19 protein-coding genes are annotated in these 18,947 nt (G+C 31.9%); 10 read left to right on the forward strand and 9 right to left on the reverse strand.

What is annotated here, in order from left to right; translation table 11 throughout:
• Positions 1 to 113: 113 nt before the first annotated feature.
• Positions 114 to 1,013: a nuclease-related domain-containing protein gene (locus LQ668_RS03660; protein WP_107510102.1), complete on the reverse strand. Its 900-nt coding sequence runs from the start codon at positions 1,011 to 1,013 to the stop codon at positions 114 to 116.
• Between the two features lie 94 nt (positions 1,014 to 1,107).
• Positions 1,108 to 2,445: a glucose-6-phosphate isomerase gene (locus LQ668_RS03665; RefSeq protein ID WP_107510101.1), complete on the reverse strand. Its 1,338-nt coding sequence runs from the start codon at positions 2,443 to 2,445 to the stop codon at positions 1,108 to 1,110.
• 212 nt (positions 2,446 to 2,657) lie between these two features.
• On the opposite strand from LQ668_RS03665, the gene LQ668_RS03670 reads away from it, so the two are divergent.
• Both LQ668_RS03670 and argH read left to right on the forward strand, forming a co-directional pair.
• Positions 2,658 to 3,860, forward strand: coding sequence for an argininosuccinate synthase (locus tag LQ668_RS03670; protein WP_078357655.1), 1,203 nt, complete (start codon positions 2,658 to 2,660; stop codon positions 3,858 to 3,860).
• On the forward strand, positions 3,857 to 5,230 hold the full coding sequence (gene argH / locus LQ668_RS03675; RefSeq protein ID WP_107510100.1) for an argininosuccinate lyase: 1,374 nt from the start codon (positions 3,857 to 3,859) through the stop codon (positions 5,228 to 5,230). Before LQ668_RS03670 ends, argH begins: the two co-directional genes overlap by 4 nt.
• A 599-nt stretch (positions 5,231 to 5,829) precedes the next feature.
• Here argH and LQ668_RS03680 read toward each other — a convergent pair.
• The 6 genes from LQ668_RS03680 to LQ668_RS03705 form a co-directional block, all read right to left on the reverse strand.
• Entirely contained in the window at positions 5,830 to 7,074 is a 1,245-nt protein-coding gene (locus LQ668_RS03680; RefSeq protein WP_078357657.1) for a Glu/Leu/Phe/Val family dehydrogenase, read from the reverse strand.
• A gap of 108 nt (positions 7,075 to 7,182) precedes the next feature.
• Positions 7,183 to 8,373, reverse strand: coding sequence for an ornithine--oxo-acid transaminase (locus tag LQ668_RS03685; protein ID WP_078357658.1), 1,191 nt, complete (start codon positions 8,371 to 8,373; stop codon positions 7,183 to 7,185).
• 70 nt (positions 8,374 to 8,443) lie between these two features.
• Positions 8,444 to 9,988, reverse strand: a complete 1,545-nt coding sequence (gene pruA / locus LQ668_RS03690; RefSeq protein ID WP_107510099.1) for an L-glutamate gamma-semialdehyde dehydrogenase — start codon at positions 9,986 to 9,988, stop codon at positions 8,444 to 8,446.
• A 287-nt stretch (positions 9,989 to 10,275) separates the two neighbouring features.
• A complete protein-coding gene (gene ygs, locus LQ668_RS03695) occupies positions 10,276 to 10,656 on the reverse strand; it encodes a S1 domain-containing post-transcriptional regulator Ygs (RefSeq protein ID WP_078357660.1) in 381 nt (126 codons plus the stop codon).
• A gap of 589 nt (positions 10,657 to 11,245) precedes the next feature.
• Positions 11,246 to 11,446: a hypothetical protein gene (locus LQ668_RS03700; RefSeq protein ID WP_078357661.1), complete on the reverse strand. Its 201-nt coding sequence runs from the start codon at positions 11,444 to 11,446 to the stop codon at positions 11,246 to 11,248.
• A gap of 82 nt (positions 11,447 to 11,528) precedes the next feature.
• Positions 11,529 to 12,122, reverse strand: coding sequence for a peptidylprolyl isomerase (locus tag LQ668_RS03705; RefSeq protein ID WP_078357662.1), 594 nt, complete (start codon positions 12,120 to 12,122; stop codon positions 11,529 to 11,531).
• Positions 12,123 to 12,198: 76 nt separating this feature from the next.
• Between LQ668_RS03705 and kapB the strand changes: the two genes are divergently transcribed.
• The 8 genes from kapB to mnhG all read left to right on the forward strand — a co-directional run bounded on the left by kapB (position 12,199) and on the right by mnhG (position 18,461).
• Positions 12,199 to 12,576, forward strand: a complete 378-nt coding sequence (kapB, locus tag LQ668_RS03710) for a sporulation phosphorelay system protein KapB (RefSeq protein WP_107509679.1) — start codon at positions 12,199 to 12,201, stop codon at positions 12,574 to 12,576.
• 152 nt (positions 12,577 to 12,728) lie between these two features.
• Positions 12,729 to 15,140, forward strand: a complete 2,412-nt coding sequence (locus tag LQ668_RS03715; RefSeq protein WP_239775906.1) for a Na+/H+ antiporter subunit A — start codon at positions 12,729 to 12,731, stop codon at positions 15,138 to 15,140.
• Positions 15,121 to 15,549, forward strand: coding sequence for a Na(+)/H(+) antiporter subunit B (locus LQ668_RS03720; protein ID WP_078357665.1), 429 nt, complete (start codon positions 15,121 to 15,123; stop codon positions 15,547 to 15,549). The genes LQ668_RS03715 and LQ668_RS03720 overlap by 20 nt, the downstream gene beginning before the upstream one ends.
• On the forward strand, positions 15,549 to 15,890 hold the full coding sequence (locus tag LQ668_RS03725; RefSeq protein ID WP_078357666.1) for a Na(+)/H(+) antiporter subunit C: 342 nt from the start codon (positions 15,549 to 15,551) through the stop codon (positions 15,888 to 15,890). The genes LQ668_RS03720 and LQ668_RS03725 overlap by 1 nt, the downstream gene beginning before the upstream one ends.
• Complete coding sequence (locus LQ668_RS03730; RefSeq protein WP_203153982.1) at positions 15,883 to 17,373, forward strand: Na+/H+ antiporter subunit D; 1,491 nt, start codon at positions 15,883 to 15,885, stop codon at positions 17,371 to 17,373. Before LQ668_RS03725 ends, LQ668_RS03730 begins: the two co-directional genes overlap by 8 nt.
• Positions 17,373 to 17,855 carry a Na+/H+ antiporter subunit E gene (locus tag LQ668_RS03735; RefSeq protein WP_078357668.1) on the forward strand — a complete coding sequence of 161 codons (483 nt, stop codon included), beginning with the start codon at positions 17,373 to 17,375 and terminating at the stop codon, positions 17,853 to 17,855. Before LQ668_RS03730 ends, LQ668_RS03735 begins: the two co-directional genes overlap by 1 nt.
• On the forward strand, positions 17,852 to 18,142 hold the full coding sequence (locus LQ668_RS03740) for a Na(+)/H(+) antiporter subunit F1 (protein ID WP_078357669.1): 291 nt from the start codon (positions 17,852 to 17,854) through the stop codon (positions 18,140 to 18,142). The genes LQ668_RS03735 and LQ668_RS03740 overlap by 4 nt, the downstream gene beginning before the upstream one ends.
• Entirely contained in the window at positions 18,120 to 18,461 is a 342-nt protein-coding gene (mnhG, locus tag LQ668_RS03745; RefSeq protein WP_078357670.1) for a monovalent cation/H(+) antiporter subunit G, read from the forward strand. Before LQ668_RS03740 ends, mnhG begins: the two co-directional genes overlap by 23 nt.
• A 98-nt stretch (positions 18,462 to 18,559) precedes the next feature.
• On the opposite strand, the gene LQ668_RS03750 is transcribed toward mnhG, so the two are convergent.
• The gene (locus LQ668_RS03750) at positions 18,560 to 18,928 is read right to left on the reverse strand and encodes a PaaI family thioesterase (protein WP_078357671.1); all 369 of its coding nucleotides are present in this window, start codon (positions 18,926 to 18,928) and stop codon (positions 18,560 to 18,562) included.
• Positions 18,929 to 18,947 lie beyond the last annotated feature (19 nt).

Genomic DNA, 18,947 nt, shown 5'->3' on the forward strand with positions numbered 1-18,947 from the left:
TAAAAACCAAGCATATATATTTTGTTAATACCATAGAAAAACCAATGGTTGATTACATCTAAAGATATTACACAAAATTATGGACTTGACTATTTCAAAATACTTTTCATTCACTAATCATAATACTTAGTACTTTTTCCAGTTCCAATTCTTTTAAAATTATTATATAAAACCCTTTTGATAGAACTTCTATAAACACCTGTCCATTCTTCTGCTTCTTTGACTGAAAAAGGTGCATCTTTCAATAAATATAATTCTTTTAATGATTTTATAATAATATCACTTCTCATCAATACGGTACCACAATGGTTGCAGTTTAAATATTTTCGTTTATTATAAATCAACTCTGTTTGCAACATCTTCCGACATTTTGTACATCTTACCCCTCCATTTATCTCATCAAACTGTATTTTTTGAAAATGTTTATTGTTGGTTAAAAATGGCTGGTGTAGTGATTTCAACTTGTCATAAATCAATTTATTGTGATCATATTTGAAGTTATTTGATACCATTTCTTTTAATTTGTACAACTCGCTATTCACTAAAATATCCACTTTAGATCTTAAATCACCATGTAATGTAAATGTTGGATGTATAAATACAATATAACTTTTCACCCTTCTATTTATATTATATTTCTGAATAACTCTTTTTAATCCATCATGTGCTACTTCAAATTGATTAATCAGATCTTTTGCTACATAACCAGAACTTCTATATAGCTTTTGGTTGTCATAGTAATAGTCTCCTGTGAAATTTTTAATTTCAAATTGAATGATTTCATCATCAGTTACCACTAAGAAATCAAATTGAATTTGGTTATAATTTTTAATTTGTAAATCATATATCCACCATAGACCTTCTATTTCATTTAGAAGGCTAGCAAATTGCTTTTCTCCTTCGAAACCTTGTTTAATGACTTGGTATTGTTCATCTAATTCTTTTGGAAAATCTTCCACCCTTTCTTTAACCGCTTCAACATAATCAATGAATAAATTGTTAATCAACTTCAAAAATTTTTCACCTCATATTTTCAAAATTTCACTTACAAATCAAAAAAAGCCCTCCGAATAAAAATTCGGGGACTTTTTTAAAATCATTCTCATATTATAGTCTATCTTCTAATTCTTTTTTCAAATCTTCAAATCCTGGTTTACCAAGTAGAGCAAACATATTTTGTTTATATGCTTCAACTCCTGGTTGGTTGAATGGATTAACGCCTAGTAAGTATCCACTCATAGCACAAGCCAACTCGAAGAAGTATACAACATAACCGAATGTATATGCATCTAATTGAGGTACTTTAACAACTAAGTTTGGTACGCCACCATCTGTATGAGCTAATAGTGTACCTTGGAATGCTTTAGTGTTAACAAAATCAACAGTTTCACCTGCTAAGAAGTTCAAACCATCTAAATCGTCTTTATCCTCTTCTATTGTAATATCATGTTTAGGGCTCTCAACTTTAACAACTGTTTCAAATAAGAAACGACGTCCTTCTTGTACATATTGTCCTAATGAGTGAAGGTCAGATGTAAAGTTTGCACTTGAAGGATAAATACCTTTATAGTCTTTACCTTCTGATTCACCGAATAGTTGTTTCCACCATTCACTAAAGTATTGTAATGCAGGCTCATAGTTAATTAACATTTCAGTTGAATAACCTTTTGCATAAAGAATATTACGGATTGCTGCATATTGATATGCAATATTTTCTTCAAGTTCAGATGATGATAAATCTTCACGTGCTGCAGCAGCACCATTCATCATTTCTTGAATATCTACACCACTTGCTGCAATTGGTAGTAATCCTACAGCTGTTAATACTGAATATCTACCACCTACGTCATCTGGCACTACAAATGTTTCGTAACCTTCTCCAGTAGCTAAATCTTTTAAAGCACCTTTTTCTTTATCTGTAGTAGCAAAGATACGATTTTTAGCTTCATCTTTACCATATTTTTCTTCTAAAATTTTCTTGAAAATTCTAAATGCTACAGCTGGTTCAGTCGTTGTACCTGATTTAGAAATAACATTAATAGAGAAATCTTTACCATCTATATATTCAATTAAATCATGTACATATGATGATGATAAATGATGTCCAACAAATATAATCTGAGGATTCTCACCTTTTTCGTAGTTAGCAAATGTTGAATTCAACATCTCTACTGCAGCACGTGCACCTAAATAAGAACCACCAATACCGATAACAAGTAATACTTCTGATTGTTCTTTAATACGTTTAGAAGCTGATAAGATTCGATCAAATTCTTCTTTATCGTAATCAACAGGTAAATCAACCCATCCTAAAAAGTCACTACCTGCTCCTGTTTTTTCATGTATAACATGATGTATATTCTTTACTAAATCTCTTGATTGGTCTAGTTCATGTTCACCAAAAAACGTTAATGCTTTTTTATAATCAAATTGAATATGTGACATAGTATCCTCCTATTGAATTCATAGTTAATTTAAACAACGTCTTTATTTTACTCTAGTTTTCATAGGCTTTCAATTGAAATGTAACGATATACTTTGTAATGCATAAATATTTAATAAAACTATTGAAAATACAAAATCAATATGGTATCGTATGTTTATCGATTAAATATACAAGATATTAAATATTAATACAAAAGGGAGCGATTTAAGTTATGTCTAATAAAGTAGTTTTAGCTTACTCAGGTGGTTTAGATACAAGTGTTGCAGTAAAATGGTTAATAGAAAAAGGTTATTCAATAGTTGCATGTTGTTTAGATGTTGGTGAAGGTAAAGACTTAGACCTTGTACAACAAAAAGCATTCGATATGGGCGCAGAACAATCATATGTCATTGACGCTACTAAAGAATTTAGCGAAGATTTTGTTGGTTATGCAATTAAAGGTAATACAATGTATGAAGGAACATATCCTTTAGTATCTGCATTAAGTAGACCTCTTATTTCCAAAAAATTAGTAGAAATAGCTCAAGCTGAAGACGCTATTGCTATCGCACATGGTTGTACTGGTAAAGGTAATGACCAAGTACGTTTTGAAGTTGCTATTAAATCATTAGCACCACATATTAAAGTATTAGCACCAGTTCGTGAATGGTCTTGGAGTCGTGAGGAAGAAATTGATTATGCAAAAAAACATAATATCCCTATTCCTATCAATTTAGACTCTCCTTATTCAATTGACCAAAATTTATGGGGTCGTAGTAATGAATGTGGTATTTTAGAAGATCCATTCGCAACACCACCAGAAGATGCATATGATTTAACTAATCCAATAGAAGAAACTCCGGATACACCAGAAGAACTTGAAATTGTTTTTGAAAATGGATTACCTACTTCAATAAATAATAAGTCGTATCCATTAGATCAACTCATTTTAAATTTAAATGAAATTGCTGGTTTACATGGTATCGGAAGAATTGACCATGTAGAAAATCGTCTAGTTGGAATTAAATCTCGTGAAGTGTACGAAACACCTGGTGCAAAAGTAATTATGGAAGCACATAAAGCTTTAGAAACGATTACTTTAACTAAAGATGTTGCACATTTCAAACCAGTTATCGAAAAACAATTATCAGAACAAATTTATAATGGCTTATGGTTCTCACCTTTAACTGAGAGCTTAAAACAATTTATTGATTCTACTCAAACTCAAGTAACTGGTACAGTACGTGTTAAACTATTCAAAGGAAATGTTATTGTAAATGGACGTAAATCTCCATTTAGTTTATATAATGAAGAACTTGCAACATATACTAAAGAAGATGCATTTAATCAAGAAGCTGCAGTAGGATTTATCGAAATCTTTGGCTTACCTACAAAAGTTAAAGCATTATTAGAAACAGAGGGTGTTTTAAAATGACAAAAAAAGCATGGGGTGGAAGATTCGAGTCTAACCCTGAATCATGGGTAGATGCATTCAATGCATCTATCCATTTTGATAAAAATTTGATTGATCAAGATATACAAGGCAGTATTGCGCACGCAACAATGCTTGCTGAACAAAATATTATTCAAAATGATGAAGCTGAATTAATTATTCAAGGTTTAAAAGAAATAAAACAAGATTATTACAACAATAATTTAGAACTATCAGAATCATTAGAAGACATTCATTTAAACGTTGAACACGCATTAATTCAAAAAATTGGTCAAGTCGGTGGAAAGCTACATACAGGTAGAAGTAGAAATGATCAAGTTGCAACTGACATGCATCTTTATACAAAGGAAAATGTCCAAGAAATTATTAAACTTGTTGAAGCTTTACAAAAATCTATCATCACCATTGCAGATGATCATATTCATACAATTATGCCGGGCTATACACACCTTCAAAGAGCGCAACCAATATCGTTTGCTCACCATATAATGACCTATTTTTGGATGTTAGAACGTGATAAATCAAGATTTAATGACAGCATTAAAAGGATTGATATTAATCCACTTGGTGCAGCAGCATTAAGTGGCACTACACATCCAATAGATAGACATCGTACACAAGAACTTCTAGGTTTCAGTAGTTTGTATGAAAATAGTCTTGATGCTGTAAGTGACCGTGATTACATTGTTGAAACATTGCATAACATTTCATTAACGATGGTCCATTTATCAAGATTTGCTGAAGAAATCATATTTTGGTCTACAGATGAAGCTAAGTTCGTAACTTTATCAGATAGCTTTTCAACAGGATCTTCTATCATGCCACAAAAGAAAAATCCAGATATGGCAGAATTGATTAGAGGTAAAGTAGGAAGAACAACTGGTTACTTAATGAGTATGTTAGTTACTTTAAAAGGACTACCTTTAGCCTATAACAAGGATATGCAAGAAGATAAAGAAGGATTGTTTGATGCTATTCATACTATTAAAGGATCTTTACGTATATTTGAAGGTATGATTACATCAATGCAAGTCAATAAAGATCGTTTAAATGAAACAGTTCATAAAGACTTTTCAAATGCGACAGAATTGGCAGATTACTTAGTAGAACAAAATATACCATTTAGAGAAGCACACGAAATTGTAGGTAAAATCGTATTATGGTGTATACAAAATGGAAAATATTTATTAGATGTACCTTTAGAACAGTATCAATCATATAACAATAAAATCGAATCCAATGTATATGATTATTTAAAACCTGAAAATTGCTTAAGCCGTAGAAAAAGTTATGGTTCAACAGGACAAGAGTCCGTACAACATCAGATTAATGTAGCTAAAGAACTTATTTAAAATAAAATTATTATTCCAGAGGCTGGGACAATTAAATTGTCTCAGCCTCCATTTTGTAGTCAAATCCGCTTTTACTGTATCTCTTATCAGCAATTTTACCTAAATCTGCTTTTAATACACCTCTTATCAGCTATTTTACCTAGTATTGCTTTTAATGAACCCCTTATCAGCTATTTTACTGAGAATTGCTTTTAACGCACCCCTTATCAGCAATTTCACCTAGTATTGCTTTTAATGGACCTCTTATCAGCAATTTTACCTAAATCTGCTTTTAACGCATCACTTATAAGTATAATCGTAGAAAAAATGCATATAAAAATAGATCATTAGTAACGATTTTGTAAGTGCGGACGCCTGAGGGAATAGTATGCGTGAGAGACTACAGGCTCGAGCCATACCCCTAGGCAAGCATGCACGTACAAAATCGTAAAGTATTATAAAAAATAAGCATATCACTATAAACTTAAAAAAAATCAGTTAAGTGATATGCTTATTTATTTTGAGTTAGAATTTATGTCCCAAAATCATTTTGAGGGTGAGACAAATTAATTGTCTCACCCTCAAATCATTCTATTCACAGTAGATTACTGGATTGAAGCTTATGCCCAACCTCTGTATCTAGCTGCTTCTGCTGTACGTTTAATACCTACAATATAAGCTGCTAAACGCATATCTATTTTTCTGTTTTCTGATAAGTTATAAACTGTATCAAATGCTTTAACTAGTTTTTCACGTAATTTTTCATTAACTTCTTCTTCAGTCCAATAATAACCTTGATTATTTTGTACCCACTCAAAGTATGAAACCGTTACGCCACCCGCACTTGCTAATACATCTGGTACTAATAAAATACCACGTTCACTTAAAATTTTAGTAGCTCCCATTGTAGTTGGACCATTTGCTGCTTCAACAATAATATTAGCTTTTATGTCATTTGCATTTTCTTCAGTAATTTGATTTGAGATTGCTGCTGGAACAAGAATGTCACAGTCAATTTCAAATAATTCTTTATTTGAAATAGTATCATCAAATAAATTAGTAACAGTTCCAAAGCTATCACGACGATCCAATAAATAATCGATATCTAAACCTTCAGGATCATGAAGTGCACCATAAGCATCAGAGATACCTACAATTTTTGCCCCTTGGTCATATAAGAATTTCGCTAAGAAACTACCGGCATTACCGAAGCCTTGTATAACGACTCTAGAACCTTCGATTGTTTTACCGCGTCTTTTGGCAGCTTGTTCAATTGCAATAACTACACCTAATGCAGTAGAACGGTCTCTACCTTGAGAACCACCTAACACAATTGGCTTACCAGTAATGAATCCAGGTGAATTAAATTCATCCATTTGACTGTATTCATCCATCATCCAAGCCATAATTTGTGAATTTGTAAATACATCTGGTGCTGGTATATCTTTTGTTGGCCCTACTATTTGAGAAATAGCACGAACATATCCACGAGATAATCTTTCAACTTCATGAATACTCATTTGTCTTGGGTCACAAACAATACCACCTTTACCGCCACCATATGGTAAATCTACAATTCCACATTTTAATGTCATCCACATAGATAAAGCTGTTACTTCTTCAACGTCAACATCAGGATGGAAACGTACGCCACCTTTTGTTGGACCAACTGCATCATTATGTTGGGCACGATACCCAGTAAACGTCTTAACAGAACCGTCATCCATTCTAACTGGTATACGCACTGTTAATAATCTCATTGGTTCCTTAATTAAATCGTACATCCCCTCATCAAAACCTAATTTATTAAGGGCTACACCAATAATTTCTTGTGTCGATGAAACTAAATTTAAATTTTCGCTCATGATCCTCTTCGCCTCTTTTTTAAATACTTTTAATCTCTAAATAATTGTAACATAATTGATTATTTTTAAAAGGTCTTTAACACTTTTTTGTAAACGTTATCAGCTTTTTTATTTAAAAACAGACTTAACTTGATCAAGTGCCCAATCTAAATCTTCTTTTTCAATGATTAATGGCGGTGCAAAACGGATTACTGTATCATGAGTTTCTTTACATAATAGTCCTAATTCTTTTAATTTCTCACAATATGGTCTAGCATCTTCAGTTAACTCGATTCCGATGAATAATCCTTTACCTCTTACTTCTTTAATAGATGGATGTTCGATTTTTTTCAATTCATCTTTGAAATAAGTACCAAGCTCTAATGAACGCTCTGATAATTTTTCATCAATTATTACATCTAATGCTGCATTTGAAACAGCAGCAGCAAGTGGATTACCACCAAAAGTAGAACCATGAGAACCTGGATTAAATACTTCTAATATTTCTTTATTACCTACAATACATGAAATTGGGAATACGCCTCCGCCTAATGCTTTACCAAGAATATACATATCTGGTTGTACGTTATCCCAATCAGTAGCAAATAATTTTCCAGTTCTTCCTAAACCTGCTTGAATTTCATCTGCTATAAACAACACATTATTTTCATCACAGACTTCTCTAATTTGTTTTAAATAGCCATCTTCAGGTACATTAATACCCGCTTCACCTTGAATAGGCTCAATTAACACAGCTGCTGTGTTAGGTGTAATAGCTGATTTAATTTGCTCAATATCACCAAAATCAACGAGTTTAAATCCTCCTAATAATGGACCATAACCTCTTTGATATTCTTTTTCTGAAGAAAGTGAAACTGCAGCCATAGTACGACCATGAAAGTTTCCATTCATCGCAATAATTTCTGCTTTATTATCTTCTACACCTTTCACTTGATATGCCCAACGTCTTGCAGCTTTAATTGCTGTTTCAACAGCTTCTGCACCTGTATTCATAGGTAGTACCATTTCTTTGTTGGCAAGTTTACATATTTTTTCATACCATGGACCTAATTGATCACTATGGAATGCACGTGAAGTTAGTGTTACACGATCCGCTTGATCTTTTAATGCTTGGATGATTTTCGGATGACGATGACCTTGGTTAACAGCTGAATATGCTGATAACATATCTAAATAACGATTACCCTCTGGATCTTTCACCCAAATGCCTTCTGCTTCTGAAATTACAATTGGTAATGGCAAATAGTTTGGAGCACCAAATGTATTTGTTTGTTCAATTATTTCTTGTGATTTTGTCATATTAAATCTCCTCCCATTAAAACAGTAGAGCATGTATACGCCCTACTGTATTTTGAATATTCCAACATCATTATAACATTTCTGACGTAGTTCGTCCTTGTAAATGAAGTACTAAGTAATCTGGTCCTCCAGCTTTTGAGTCTGTACCAGACATTTTGAACCCACCAAATGGTTGATATCCAACAATCGCACCTGTACAACCTCTATTAAAGTATAAGTTACCTACTAAGAAGTTTTTGCGTGCTTGTTCTAATTTAAATCTATTATTAGAAATAACGCCGCCTGTTAAGCCATATTCAGTGTTGTTTGCAAATTCGATTGCTTGATCAAAATCTTTTGCTTTACTGAAACCAACAACTGGTCCAAAGATTTCTTCTTGCATCACTCTGTCATCATGTTTCAAATCAGCAATAACAGTCGGGTTAACAAAATGACCTTTTTCTTCATCAGTTGTTCCACCAGCTACAATACGGCCTTCTTTTTTACCGATTTCAATATATTTTTTAATTTTATTTAATGAATTTTCATCGATTACAGGTCCCATATAATTTTCATGATTTGTAGAATCGCCGACTGTTAATTTTTCAGTACGCTCAACCACTTTATATAATAAATCATCATAAATATCTTCAACAGCAATTACACGAGAACATGCAGAACATTTTTGTCCTGAAAAACCGAATGCTGATTGTACTATAGAATCTGCAGCTAAATCTAAATCACCTTCAGAATCAACAATGATAGTATCTTTACCACCCATCTCAGCAATTACACGCTTAAGATGTGTTTGACCTTTTTGTACTTTTGCTGCTCTTTCATAAATAGATACACCAACATCGCGAGAACCTGTGAATGAAATTAAACTTGTATCTTTATGATCAATTAAGTAATCACCGATTTCACTTGATGAACCAGGTATATAGTTTACTACCCCTTTTGGTAAACCAGCTTCTTCAAGAACTTCCATAAATTTATAAGCAATAACAGGTGTTTTTGAAGATGGCTTTAACAATACCGTATTACCTGTAACGATTGGTGCTACAGTAGTTCCTGCCATAATAGCAAATGCAAAGTTCCAAGGTGAAATAACGACACTAACACCAATTGGTAAATAATTATATTTATTATATTCTCCAGGACGGCTTTCTACTTTTTTACCGTCTTTTAGTTCTAACATTTGGCGCGCATAGTATTCCATAAAGTCAATCGCTTCAGCTGTATCAGCATCAGCTTCTTTCCATGGTTTACCACCTTCTTTAGAAAGTAACGCTGAGAATTCATGTTTGCGGCGTCTAGTAATTGCAGCTGCTCTAAATAACACATCTGCACGAACAATTGGATCAGTTTCTCTCCAAGTTTTAAAAGCTTCTTTAGCCGCTTCCATTGCTTTTTCAGCATGCTCTTTGTTTGCTTTAGAAACTAGTCCAACTGTTTCTTCTATATTAGAAGGATTATAAGAACGTGTTTTATCATCAGTAAAAATTCTTTCCCCTCCAACAATAATCGGATATTCTTTTCCTAAATATCCTTCAACAGTTTTAAGACCTTCTAAATAATCAGCCTTATTCTCCTCTTTCGTAAAATCAGTAAATGGTTCGTGTTTGTATGGAATCATTAAAGTAAACCTCCCTATGTTTATATGGGGCAAAAAAAGAAACCCCTTACATTCCTATAATGACACACTTTTATAGATTACTTCAAGCTATTTTTTTCAAAAATTTAGGATTAAAATAAGTTGTAAAATTACTTCAAATAAATATACAAAAAGACGATTAAAAGTTCACTTAAACACTATAAAAATTTAATATTTTTTCATGATTTTCACTTACAAATAGCAGTGTTTTATTCTTTATAGTCCTTTAAACAAAAAATGAGTATACAAAAAGACGATTAAATAATTATTTAATCGTCTTCAAGATGCTTATTAGATTGATTAATCCATTTAGGCAACCTTTCTTCTAAAGGTTGAAACCCATATTTTTCTGTCTCACGTATTTCATCTAGAACTGAACGCTTTTCTTTCTTACGCTCTTGTCTCTTGAAATACTCATTCTCTTTTAGTGATAAATTTAGTTTACCATCTACTTCAACTTTGATCACTTTTGCCTTAACAATTTGACCAACACTTAAAAATTGATTGAGATTATGCACGTAATCATTCATCACTTCTGATATATGAATGAGACCTTCCACATGTTCAGGGGTTTCAACAAAGGCGCCATATGGCTGTATGCCAGTCACTTTTACCTTTACAAACTGACCAACTTTATATTGTTTTCCCACTTTTAGAAAACCCCTTGTACTTATAGTTATTAACTCTTACATCATAGCATAGTTATTTTTAATTAACCATTAATTTGATATATAATTCTGAAAATACAATGCATAAATATAACTTAAAGAATGAACTTGGAACAAATTGAACTTAAATTTATAAGTTCAGTTTGTTTTTTGTTTTAATAAGTAGATTTATTAAACATAGAATCAGTTCTTGAATGAATTCCAACTATTTAATAAATATTTAATTAATATTTGTTATTTTTTAGCGCTGACTCCTGCGGGTAAAGCATGATTCGAAGACTACAGGCTGAGAACATGCCCGCGGAAAGCATGCGCATAAAAAATACCAACAAAGTATATGAGTTGATCAATAATTTTCATAAAAAATAAGAGCAGAAATTCATTATTAAAATGAATTTCTGCTCTTAATAAATTCTAGGACATTTATATCCCAAAGTATTCTCTTATATTACATTTCTCAACTAGCTTGTAATGATATTACTTTTATTACCATGATCTTACGATTGTTTAATCCTCAAACTTCATAGGATTTCAATCAGATAGAAGTTGGTGCAAAGCAATATTCACTTAGTTATTTTTTACTTTTATTCTCCTCTTGCTCTAAATGATCCATCACTTGTTTTTCAAATGATTTCATTTTCTCTTCGTCTTTTTTTGATTTTTTACGAAACATCATAAAAACAATGTACGCCAAAACCATAAATAATAACAACGTAGCAACAGCAGGAATATATTCTAATTTATTATCTGGAAAATAAAGAAATTCCATCATAATCCGACCACTCCCTTAGCATCTAGATTATAACAAAGATTAAGTCGAATGAATTGATTTTTTATGACAATTGAATGTCGATTTATTTTATAATATCAATTGTCTCGATTACTATGTCTTCAGCTGGCTTGTCATTAGCGCCAACTTTAACATTAGCGATTTCTTCTAAAATGTCTTCACCTTTAACGATATGACCAAATACTGAATGTTTTTGGTCTAACCAAGGTGTTCCACCTTTTTCAGCATAACGATCAACTATTTCTTCTGGCCAACCGCCATCTTTAAGTTGAGATAACATATTGGCTGGTACTTCTTTCATTTGGACGATGAAAAATTGAGAACCATTTGTATTTGGACCAGCGTTTGCCATTGATAATGCACCATACAAGTTAAATGCTTGTAATGAGAATTCATCTTCAAAAGCACTTCCATAAATACTTTCTCCACCCATACCAGTTCCTGTTGGGTCTCCACCTTGAACCATAAAGTCATTAATTACTCTATGGAAAATAATTCCGTCGTAATATTTTTTCTCAGCTAAGCCGATAAAGTTTTCTACTGTTTTAGGTGCTAGCTCAGGGAATAATTTGAAAGTCATATTACCTTTAGTTGTTTTAATTTCTACAACTCTTTCACCTTCTAGTATTTCATTTGTTAATTGTGGATAGTTTGTCATTTAAAATTCTCCATTCATGTTAAAATAATTACAATAGTGATATCATAACATAATTTAATAGAAAGGGGATATCAACATGTTATATCAATTTCCACATAAAACTGGTCAGTATGTTGTAGAAGTAATTGAAGAAAAAGGAGATCAACTTCTTGTTAAAATTTTAGCAGTATTGAAACATCCTAGACAAGGTGATTTACATAGCCCTAATGAAGTAGAAAATGTGTTTTTCCATGAAAGAAAAGCATTGAGTCAGTTTGAAAAAAGATATACAACAGCTCAATTTTTGAAAGCGTATAATGAAGAGGTACCGAATTATATTGAATCACTAAAATCTTCTATTTATGAATTAGAAGAGAAGATGAAGAAAAAAAATAACGCTTATAGTGATCAAGCATTAAAGTGTATAGAACAATTGAAAAAAGATTATTCGAGACAATATAAGGTTAATATATAAATTTTACAAAAAAATTCAAGAAATTTATTACGAGTTTCTTCATATTTAAAAATCGCCTAAAAATTCTGAAATATAGTAATGCTAGTATTTTCAAGCATTGAGATTATTGTGTATAATATTAATTAGGTGAATTTTTGGAGGGAGGTTATTAAATGAGTTTAATGCATATTATGATTTTATTACCTTTAATTTTTGCAATCATAATACCAATTTTATATAAGTTTTATAAAGGAACTCATCTAGGATGGTTTGTATTACCGATTCCTATTATTATATTTAGTTATTTTATGTCATACATAAAGGTTCCTGACTCGGACAAACCATTTATTGTCATTTGGGAATTCATGCCAAGAATAGGAATGAATTTTTCAGTTCATCTAGATGGTTTGAGTTTATTATTTGCATCATTAATTACAGGTATTGGAGCATTAGTCGTTCTTTATTCCATTACATATTTAAGTAAGAATGAATCATTAGGGAATTTTTATTGTTATTTATTAATATTTATGGGTGCAATGTTAGGTGTTGTTTTATCAGATAATCTACTTATGCTTTATCTATTCTGGGAATTAACATCTATTTCAAGTTTCTTACTAATCGCTTATTGGCGTCATAAACAGTCATCAATATATGGTGCTCAAAAGTCACTTTTAATCACAGTATTTGGTGGTTTAATGTTACTGGGTGGATTCATTTGTTTAGCATTAGCTGGTAATTCATGGAGTATTACTTCACTTATACAGAATGCAGAAACAATACAATCATCACCTTACTTTATATTTGCGATGATTTTAGTTTTAATTGGTGCAATGACTAAATCTGCACAATTTCCATTTCACATATGGTTACCTGATGCAATGGAAGCACCTACTCCAGTAAGTGCTTATTTACATTCAGCAACAATGGTTAAAGCAGGTATTTATTTAGTTGCTAGAACTACACCGATTTTCGCAGCAAGCGCAGGATTTGTGTGGGCGGTGACTGCAATAGGTTTAATAACACTATTCTGGGCATCATTTAATGCCGTAAAACAGCAAGATTTAAAAGGTATTTTAGCATTTTCAACTGTTTCTCAACTCGGTATGATTATGTCGATGTTAGGAATTGGTGCTGTAAGTTATCACTACTCTGGAGAAGAAAGTCAATTATTCTTAGCAAGTATAATCGCAGCAGTTTTCCATTTAATTAATCATGCTACATTTAAAGGCGCGTTATTTATGATTACAGGTACTATTGATCATGAAGTTGGTACAAGAGATATTAAAAAGTTGGGTGGACTAATGACCATCATGCCGATTTCTTGTACATTCACGATTATTACAGCTTTAAGTATGGCTGGTGTGCCACCGTTTAACGGATTCTTATCTAAAGAGTTATTTTTAACAGCGATGTTTGATGCTCATAAAGCAGATGTTTTCAGCTTATCAACAATTGGTTACTTACTACCAATCGTCGCTATTGTAGGTAGCATCTTCACGTTTGTGTATTCATTTAAATATGTACATGAAGTATTCTTTGGTGAATATAAACCAGATGCATTACCTAAAAAGCCACACGAAGCACCAATGCTTATGTTGTTGCCAACAGGTATTCTAACATTTTTAGTAGTGCTTTTCGGGTTATTCCCAAATATATTAAGTGAAAGTATTATTGCTCCAGCTGTAAGAGCTATAGCACCATTTGCTGATGCACCTGAAGTACATATATCACACTGGCACGGTATCACACCTGCTTTAATAGGTACATTAATTGTAATTATAGTAGGTTTCTTATTATTTAAATCCGTTGAAAAATGGATTGGTGTTTACAATATTCAGCCAGAATATTTAACGTTTAATTATTATTACGATAGAGGTATTCAATTAAGCTCTTATTTATCTAATAAAATTACTCAAAGTTATATGACTGGATTTATTAGAACATACTTAATGTATATATTTGCTTTCTTTATTATTATGACTGCACTAACTTTATTCACGCATCCTGTTAGTATCGCATTTGATAATATAAGCGAAATTAGACCATATGAAGTGATTTTAATGGGATTAATTTTAGTAAGTACATTTTGTATCGTATTAGCAAAATCAAGATTGTTCAGTATCATTATGCTTGCTGCAGTTGGATACTCAGTTGCATTATTCTTTGTATTCTTTGGTGCACCTGATTTGGCACTAACACAATTATCTATTGAAACAATTTCAACTGCCCTATTCTTATTATGTTTCTATCATTTACCTAAAATGAATAGACACGATGAAAACCGTAAATTTAAAATCGGTAATTTCATAATTTCTATTTGTATAGGTATTGCTGTAATTACAATTGGGCTAATTGCATATGGTAATAGACATTATGATTCAATTTCTAAATATTATATTGATAATGTTTATGACTTAGCAGCAGGTAAAAATATGGTCAATGTAATACTTGTAGATTTCCGTGGTTTTGATACATTGTTTGAATCTGCAGTATTAGGTATTGCTGGTTTAGGAATTTATACTTTAATTAAACTACGTAATAATGATAAAAATGGAGGTGAAGAACATGAAGAAACAATCGAATGATGTGTTCTTTCAGTTTAATTCCATAATCATTTTCTTAATTATTATGATGTATGCTGTTTCTATATTCTTTGGTGGACACTATACTCCTGGTGGAGGATTCGTTGGTGGATTATTACTATCATCTGCAGTTATCATCATCGGGATAGCATTTGACACTAAAACATTAAAGAAAATGTTTCCTTTTGACTTTAAATTGGTGACAGGCACTGGTTTATTCTTTTGTGTTCTTACACCTATTTTAAGTTGGACTTACAATAAAACATTTTTTACACACGCATTTGGGGAATTTCATCTCCCTATATTTGGTGAAGTACATTGGCATACAGCAATGCTATTTGATTTAGGCGTACTGCTAGCTGTTGTAGGTACTGCGATAACGATTATATTAGCGATTGGAGAGAATGAATAATGGAAATATTAATGATTTTCGTTTCGGGTATTATTATATCTGTATCAGTATACCTAGTTCTCTCTAAAAGTTTAATTAGGATTATTATTGGTACAACGTTACTTTCACACGGTGTTCATTTAATGCTTCTTACTATGGGTGGATTAAAGAAAGGTGCTTTACCAATTGAAGAAGAAGGCATCAAAAATTATGTTGATCCATTACCACAAGCATTGATTTTAACAGCAATTGTTATTGCATTTGCTGTTACAGCATTTTTCTTAGTACTAGCTTTTAGAAGTTATAAAGAGCTTGGAACTGATAATTTAGAAGAGATGAAGGAGGTACCGAAAGATGAATAATTTGATTATTGTACCTCTTATCATTACATTTTTAACGGCTGTTACTTTAATTTTTGTAGGTCCAAGACCTTATTTAAAGCGTAAAGTCGTACTAACTGGTTTTACTTTAGCCTTTTTAGTAAGTTTATATAATATCTATATGATTAATATGGATGGTACACAAACACTGAACTTAGGTAGTTGGCCAGTTCCGTATAGTATTGTCATATACGTTGATATGTTGAGTGCTTTGTTAGTTAGTACGAGTTTGTTTATTACACTCGTCGTACTCATATACTCACACCAATCGATTGGTATAAACCGGGAAAGATATTTTTATTACTTTGGTGTATCAATGATGGTTACTGGTGTTAACGGTGCCTTTATGACAGGCGATTTATTTAACTTATTCGTATTTTTCGAAGTATTCTTAATGTCATCATATTTATTACTTGTGATTGGTGGAACAAAAATTCAATTACAAGAAAGTATTAAATATATATTAGTTAACGTTTTAACTTCAGCTTTCTTTGTACTTGGTGTTGGTATGCTCTACTCCATAACAGGAACATTAAATATGGGTGACTTACACGTTAAACTTGCTGACCTTTCAGAAGCAAATTTAAATATAGTTGTAATTACTTTTATTATGTTTTTATTTGTTTTTGCTACTAAAGCAGGTATGTTCCCATTGTATTTCTGGTTACCTGGAGCTTATTACGCACCACCTATCCCGATTATTGCTTTATTCGGTGCATTGCTAACTAAAGTTGGCGCTTATGCAATCATGCGTACTTTCAGTTTATTCTATTCAACGAATAGTGAGTTTATAACTCAAACATTGATTGTACTTGCTATACTAACCATTATTATGGGTTGTATAGGTGCGATTGCATACTATGATGTTAAAAAGATTATTATTTATAACATTATGATTGCGATTGGTGTCATTCTTATCGGTGCTGCTATGATGGACAAAAATGGTATGATGGGTAGCATTTATTACTTACTACATGACATGATTATTAAAGCTTCTTTATTCTTATTAATTGGTGTCATCATTAAAATAACTGGTTCACCAGATTTGAGAAAATATAGTGGTCTAATCAACCATTATCCAGTTCTAGGATGGATATACTTTATTGCCGCGCTATCATTAGCCGGGATACCTCCATTAAGTGGTTTCTACGGTAAGTATTTTATCGTAATGTCTACATTTGAAAATGGTCATTATATAAGTGGTATTGTCGTATTATTATCTAGTTTATGTGTCCTTTACTCAGTAATGCGAATCTTCTTAATGGCATTTTGGGGAGAAGAAAAAGGATATGTTTACAATCCTAAATTACCAATTAATAAGTTAATGATCGCATCAATCACAATTACAGTAGTGGCAATATTATTTGGACTTGGCGCAGACTTTTTATATCCTCTTATAGAAAAAGCAGCCTTGCCTTTCTATAACCCTGAGACATATGTAAATGCGTTAGGAGGCGATTATTAATGGCTATACAAGTACTAATTAATGTTCTATTAGCAACTCTATGGATGATGCTTTCTGAGACATATACTTTTGGTGCATTCATATTTGGATATTTATTCGGTATATTGTTTGTATTAGTTGCTTTACCCCTACTACCTGGCAAACATTTGTACTTACGTCCAGTATGGAAAAGTATCTTATTAGCTATATTATTTATGAAAGAATTGATACTTGCTAATATAGATGTAATTAAAATTGTTATCCAAAAAGAAATTCATAATAAACCAGCATTCTTTGCATACCCAACAGAACTAGAGCATGATTGGGAAATTACATTACTATCACAATTGATTACATTAACGCCTGGAACAATCGTCGTAGCCATTTCAGATGATAAAAAAACACTTTATATTCACTCTATAGATTTTTCTGATATAGATTCGGAAATAAGTTCTATTAAAGATTCATTTGAAAAAGCAATCAAGGAGGTGAGCATACGATGACAAATATATTCGTAATAATCGCGATTATCATCGTTGCACTCTCTATGATAGGTATTCTTGTTCGTGTCATAATCGGACCAACTTTAGCTGATAGAGTAATCGCTCTTGACGCATTAGGCATAACTTTAATGGCAATGATTGCATTGTTCTCTGTATTAACTAACACAAGATATTTATTCGTTATACTTTTATTAATAGGTATTTTAGCATTCTTAGGTACTGCAGCATTTGCGAAGTTCATGGATAAAGGAGAGATCATTGAAAATGATAGAAACGATTCTTATTAGTATCTCGATAATTATGATGGTCATTGGTGCATGCTTTAGCTTTTTCGCAGCGTTAGGTATTCTAAGATTACCAGATGTGTTCTCACGAGCACATGCTTCTGGTAAAGCTTCAACTCTTGGAGTTATGTTAATTTTATTAGGTGTAATGATCTACTTCATAGGTAAAGAAGGTCATTTCAATGTTCAATTATTACTAGGTATTATTTTTATATTTATTACAGGTCCTTTAGCAGGACACTTAGTTTCAAGAAGTGCGTATTATATGGGGGTTAAACCAACTGAACGTACAATTCGAGACGATTTAAAAGATGCAAAATAAACAATACTTTAGGAATTAAAAAAGACGAAATTCACTCTTAATCGTGAATTTCGTCTTTTTCTTTGAGATTCTATAAATCTATGTCTCAGCCTCTATTTTTATCTTTTCTTTTTTATAGCTATTGTTGCTCTAATTACTGAAATTAATTGCTCTTCTTCATTTGTTACTTTAACATCCCATACTTGTGTAGTACGACCGATATGAAGTGCTTTCCCCACAGCCCTTACTTCACCGCTTCGTATAGATTTAATATGATTTGCATTAATTTCTAATCCTAAAGGTATTTCATCTTCATTTGAAGATATATGTGCACCAACAGATGCTGCTGTTTCAGCTAATGCGATTGTTGCGCCACCATGTAAATATCCAAATGGTTGTTTGACTTTGTCAGTTACAGGCATTGTCATTTCAATATAACCATATTTTGATTCTACTGTTTCTATTTGAAGATTTTCTATTAAGTCCATATTATGATCCCCCTTATTG

Origin of the sequence: Mammaliicoccus sp. K-M42, assembly GCF_022386375.1 — a bacterium.
GTDB lineage: Bacteria > Bacillota > Bacilli > Staphylococcales > Staphylococcaceae > Mammaliicoccus > Mammaliicoccus fleurettii.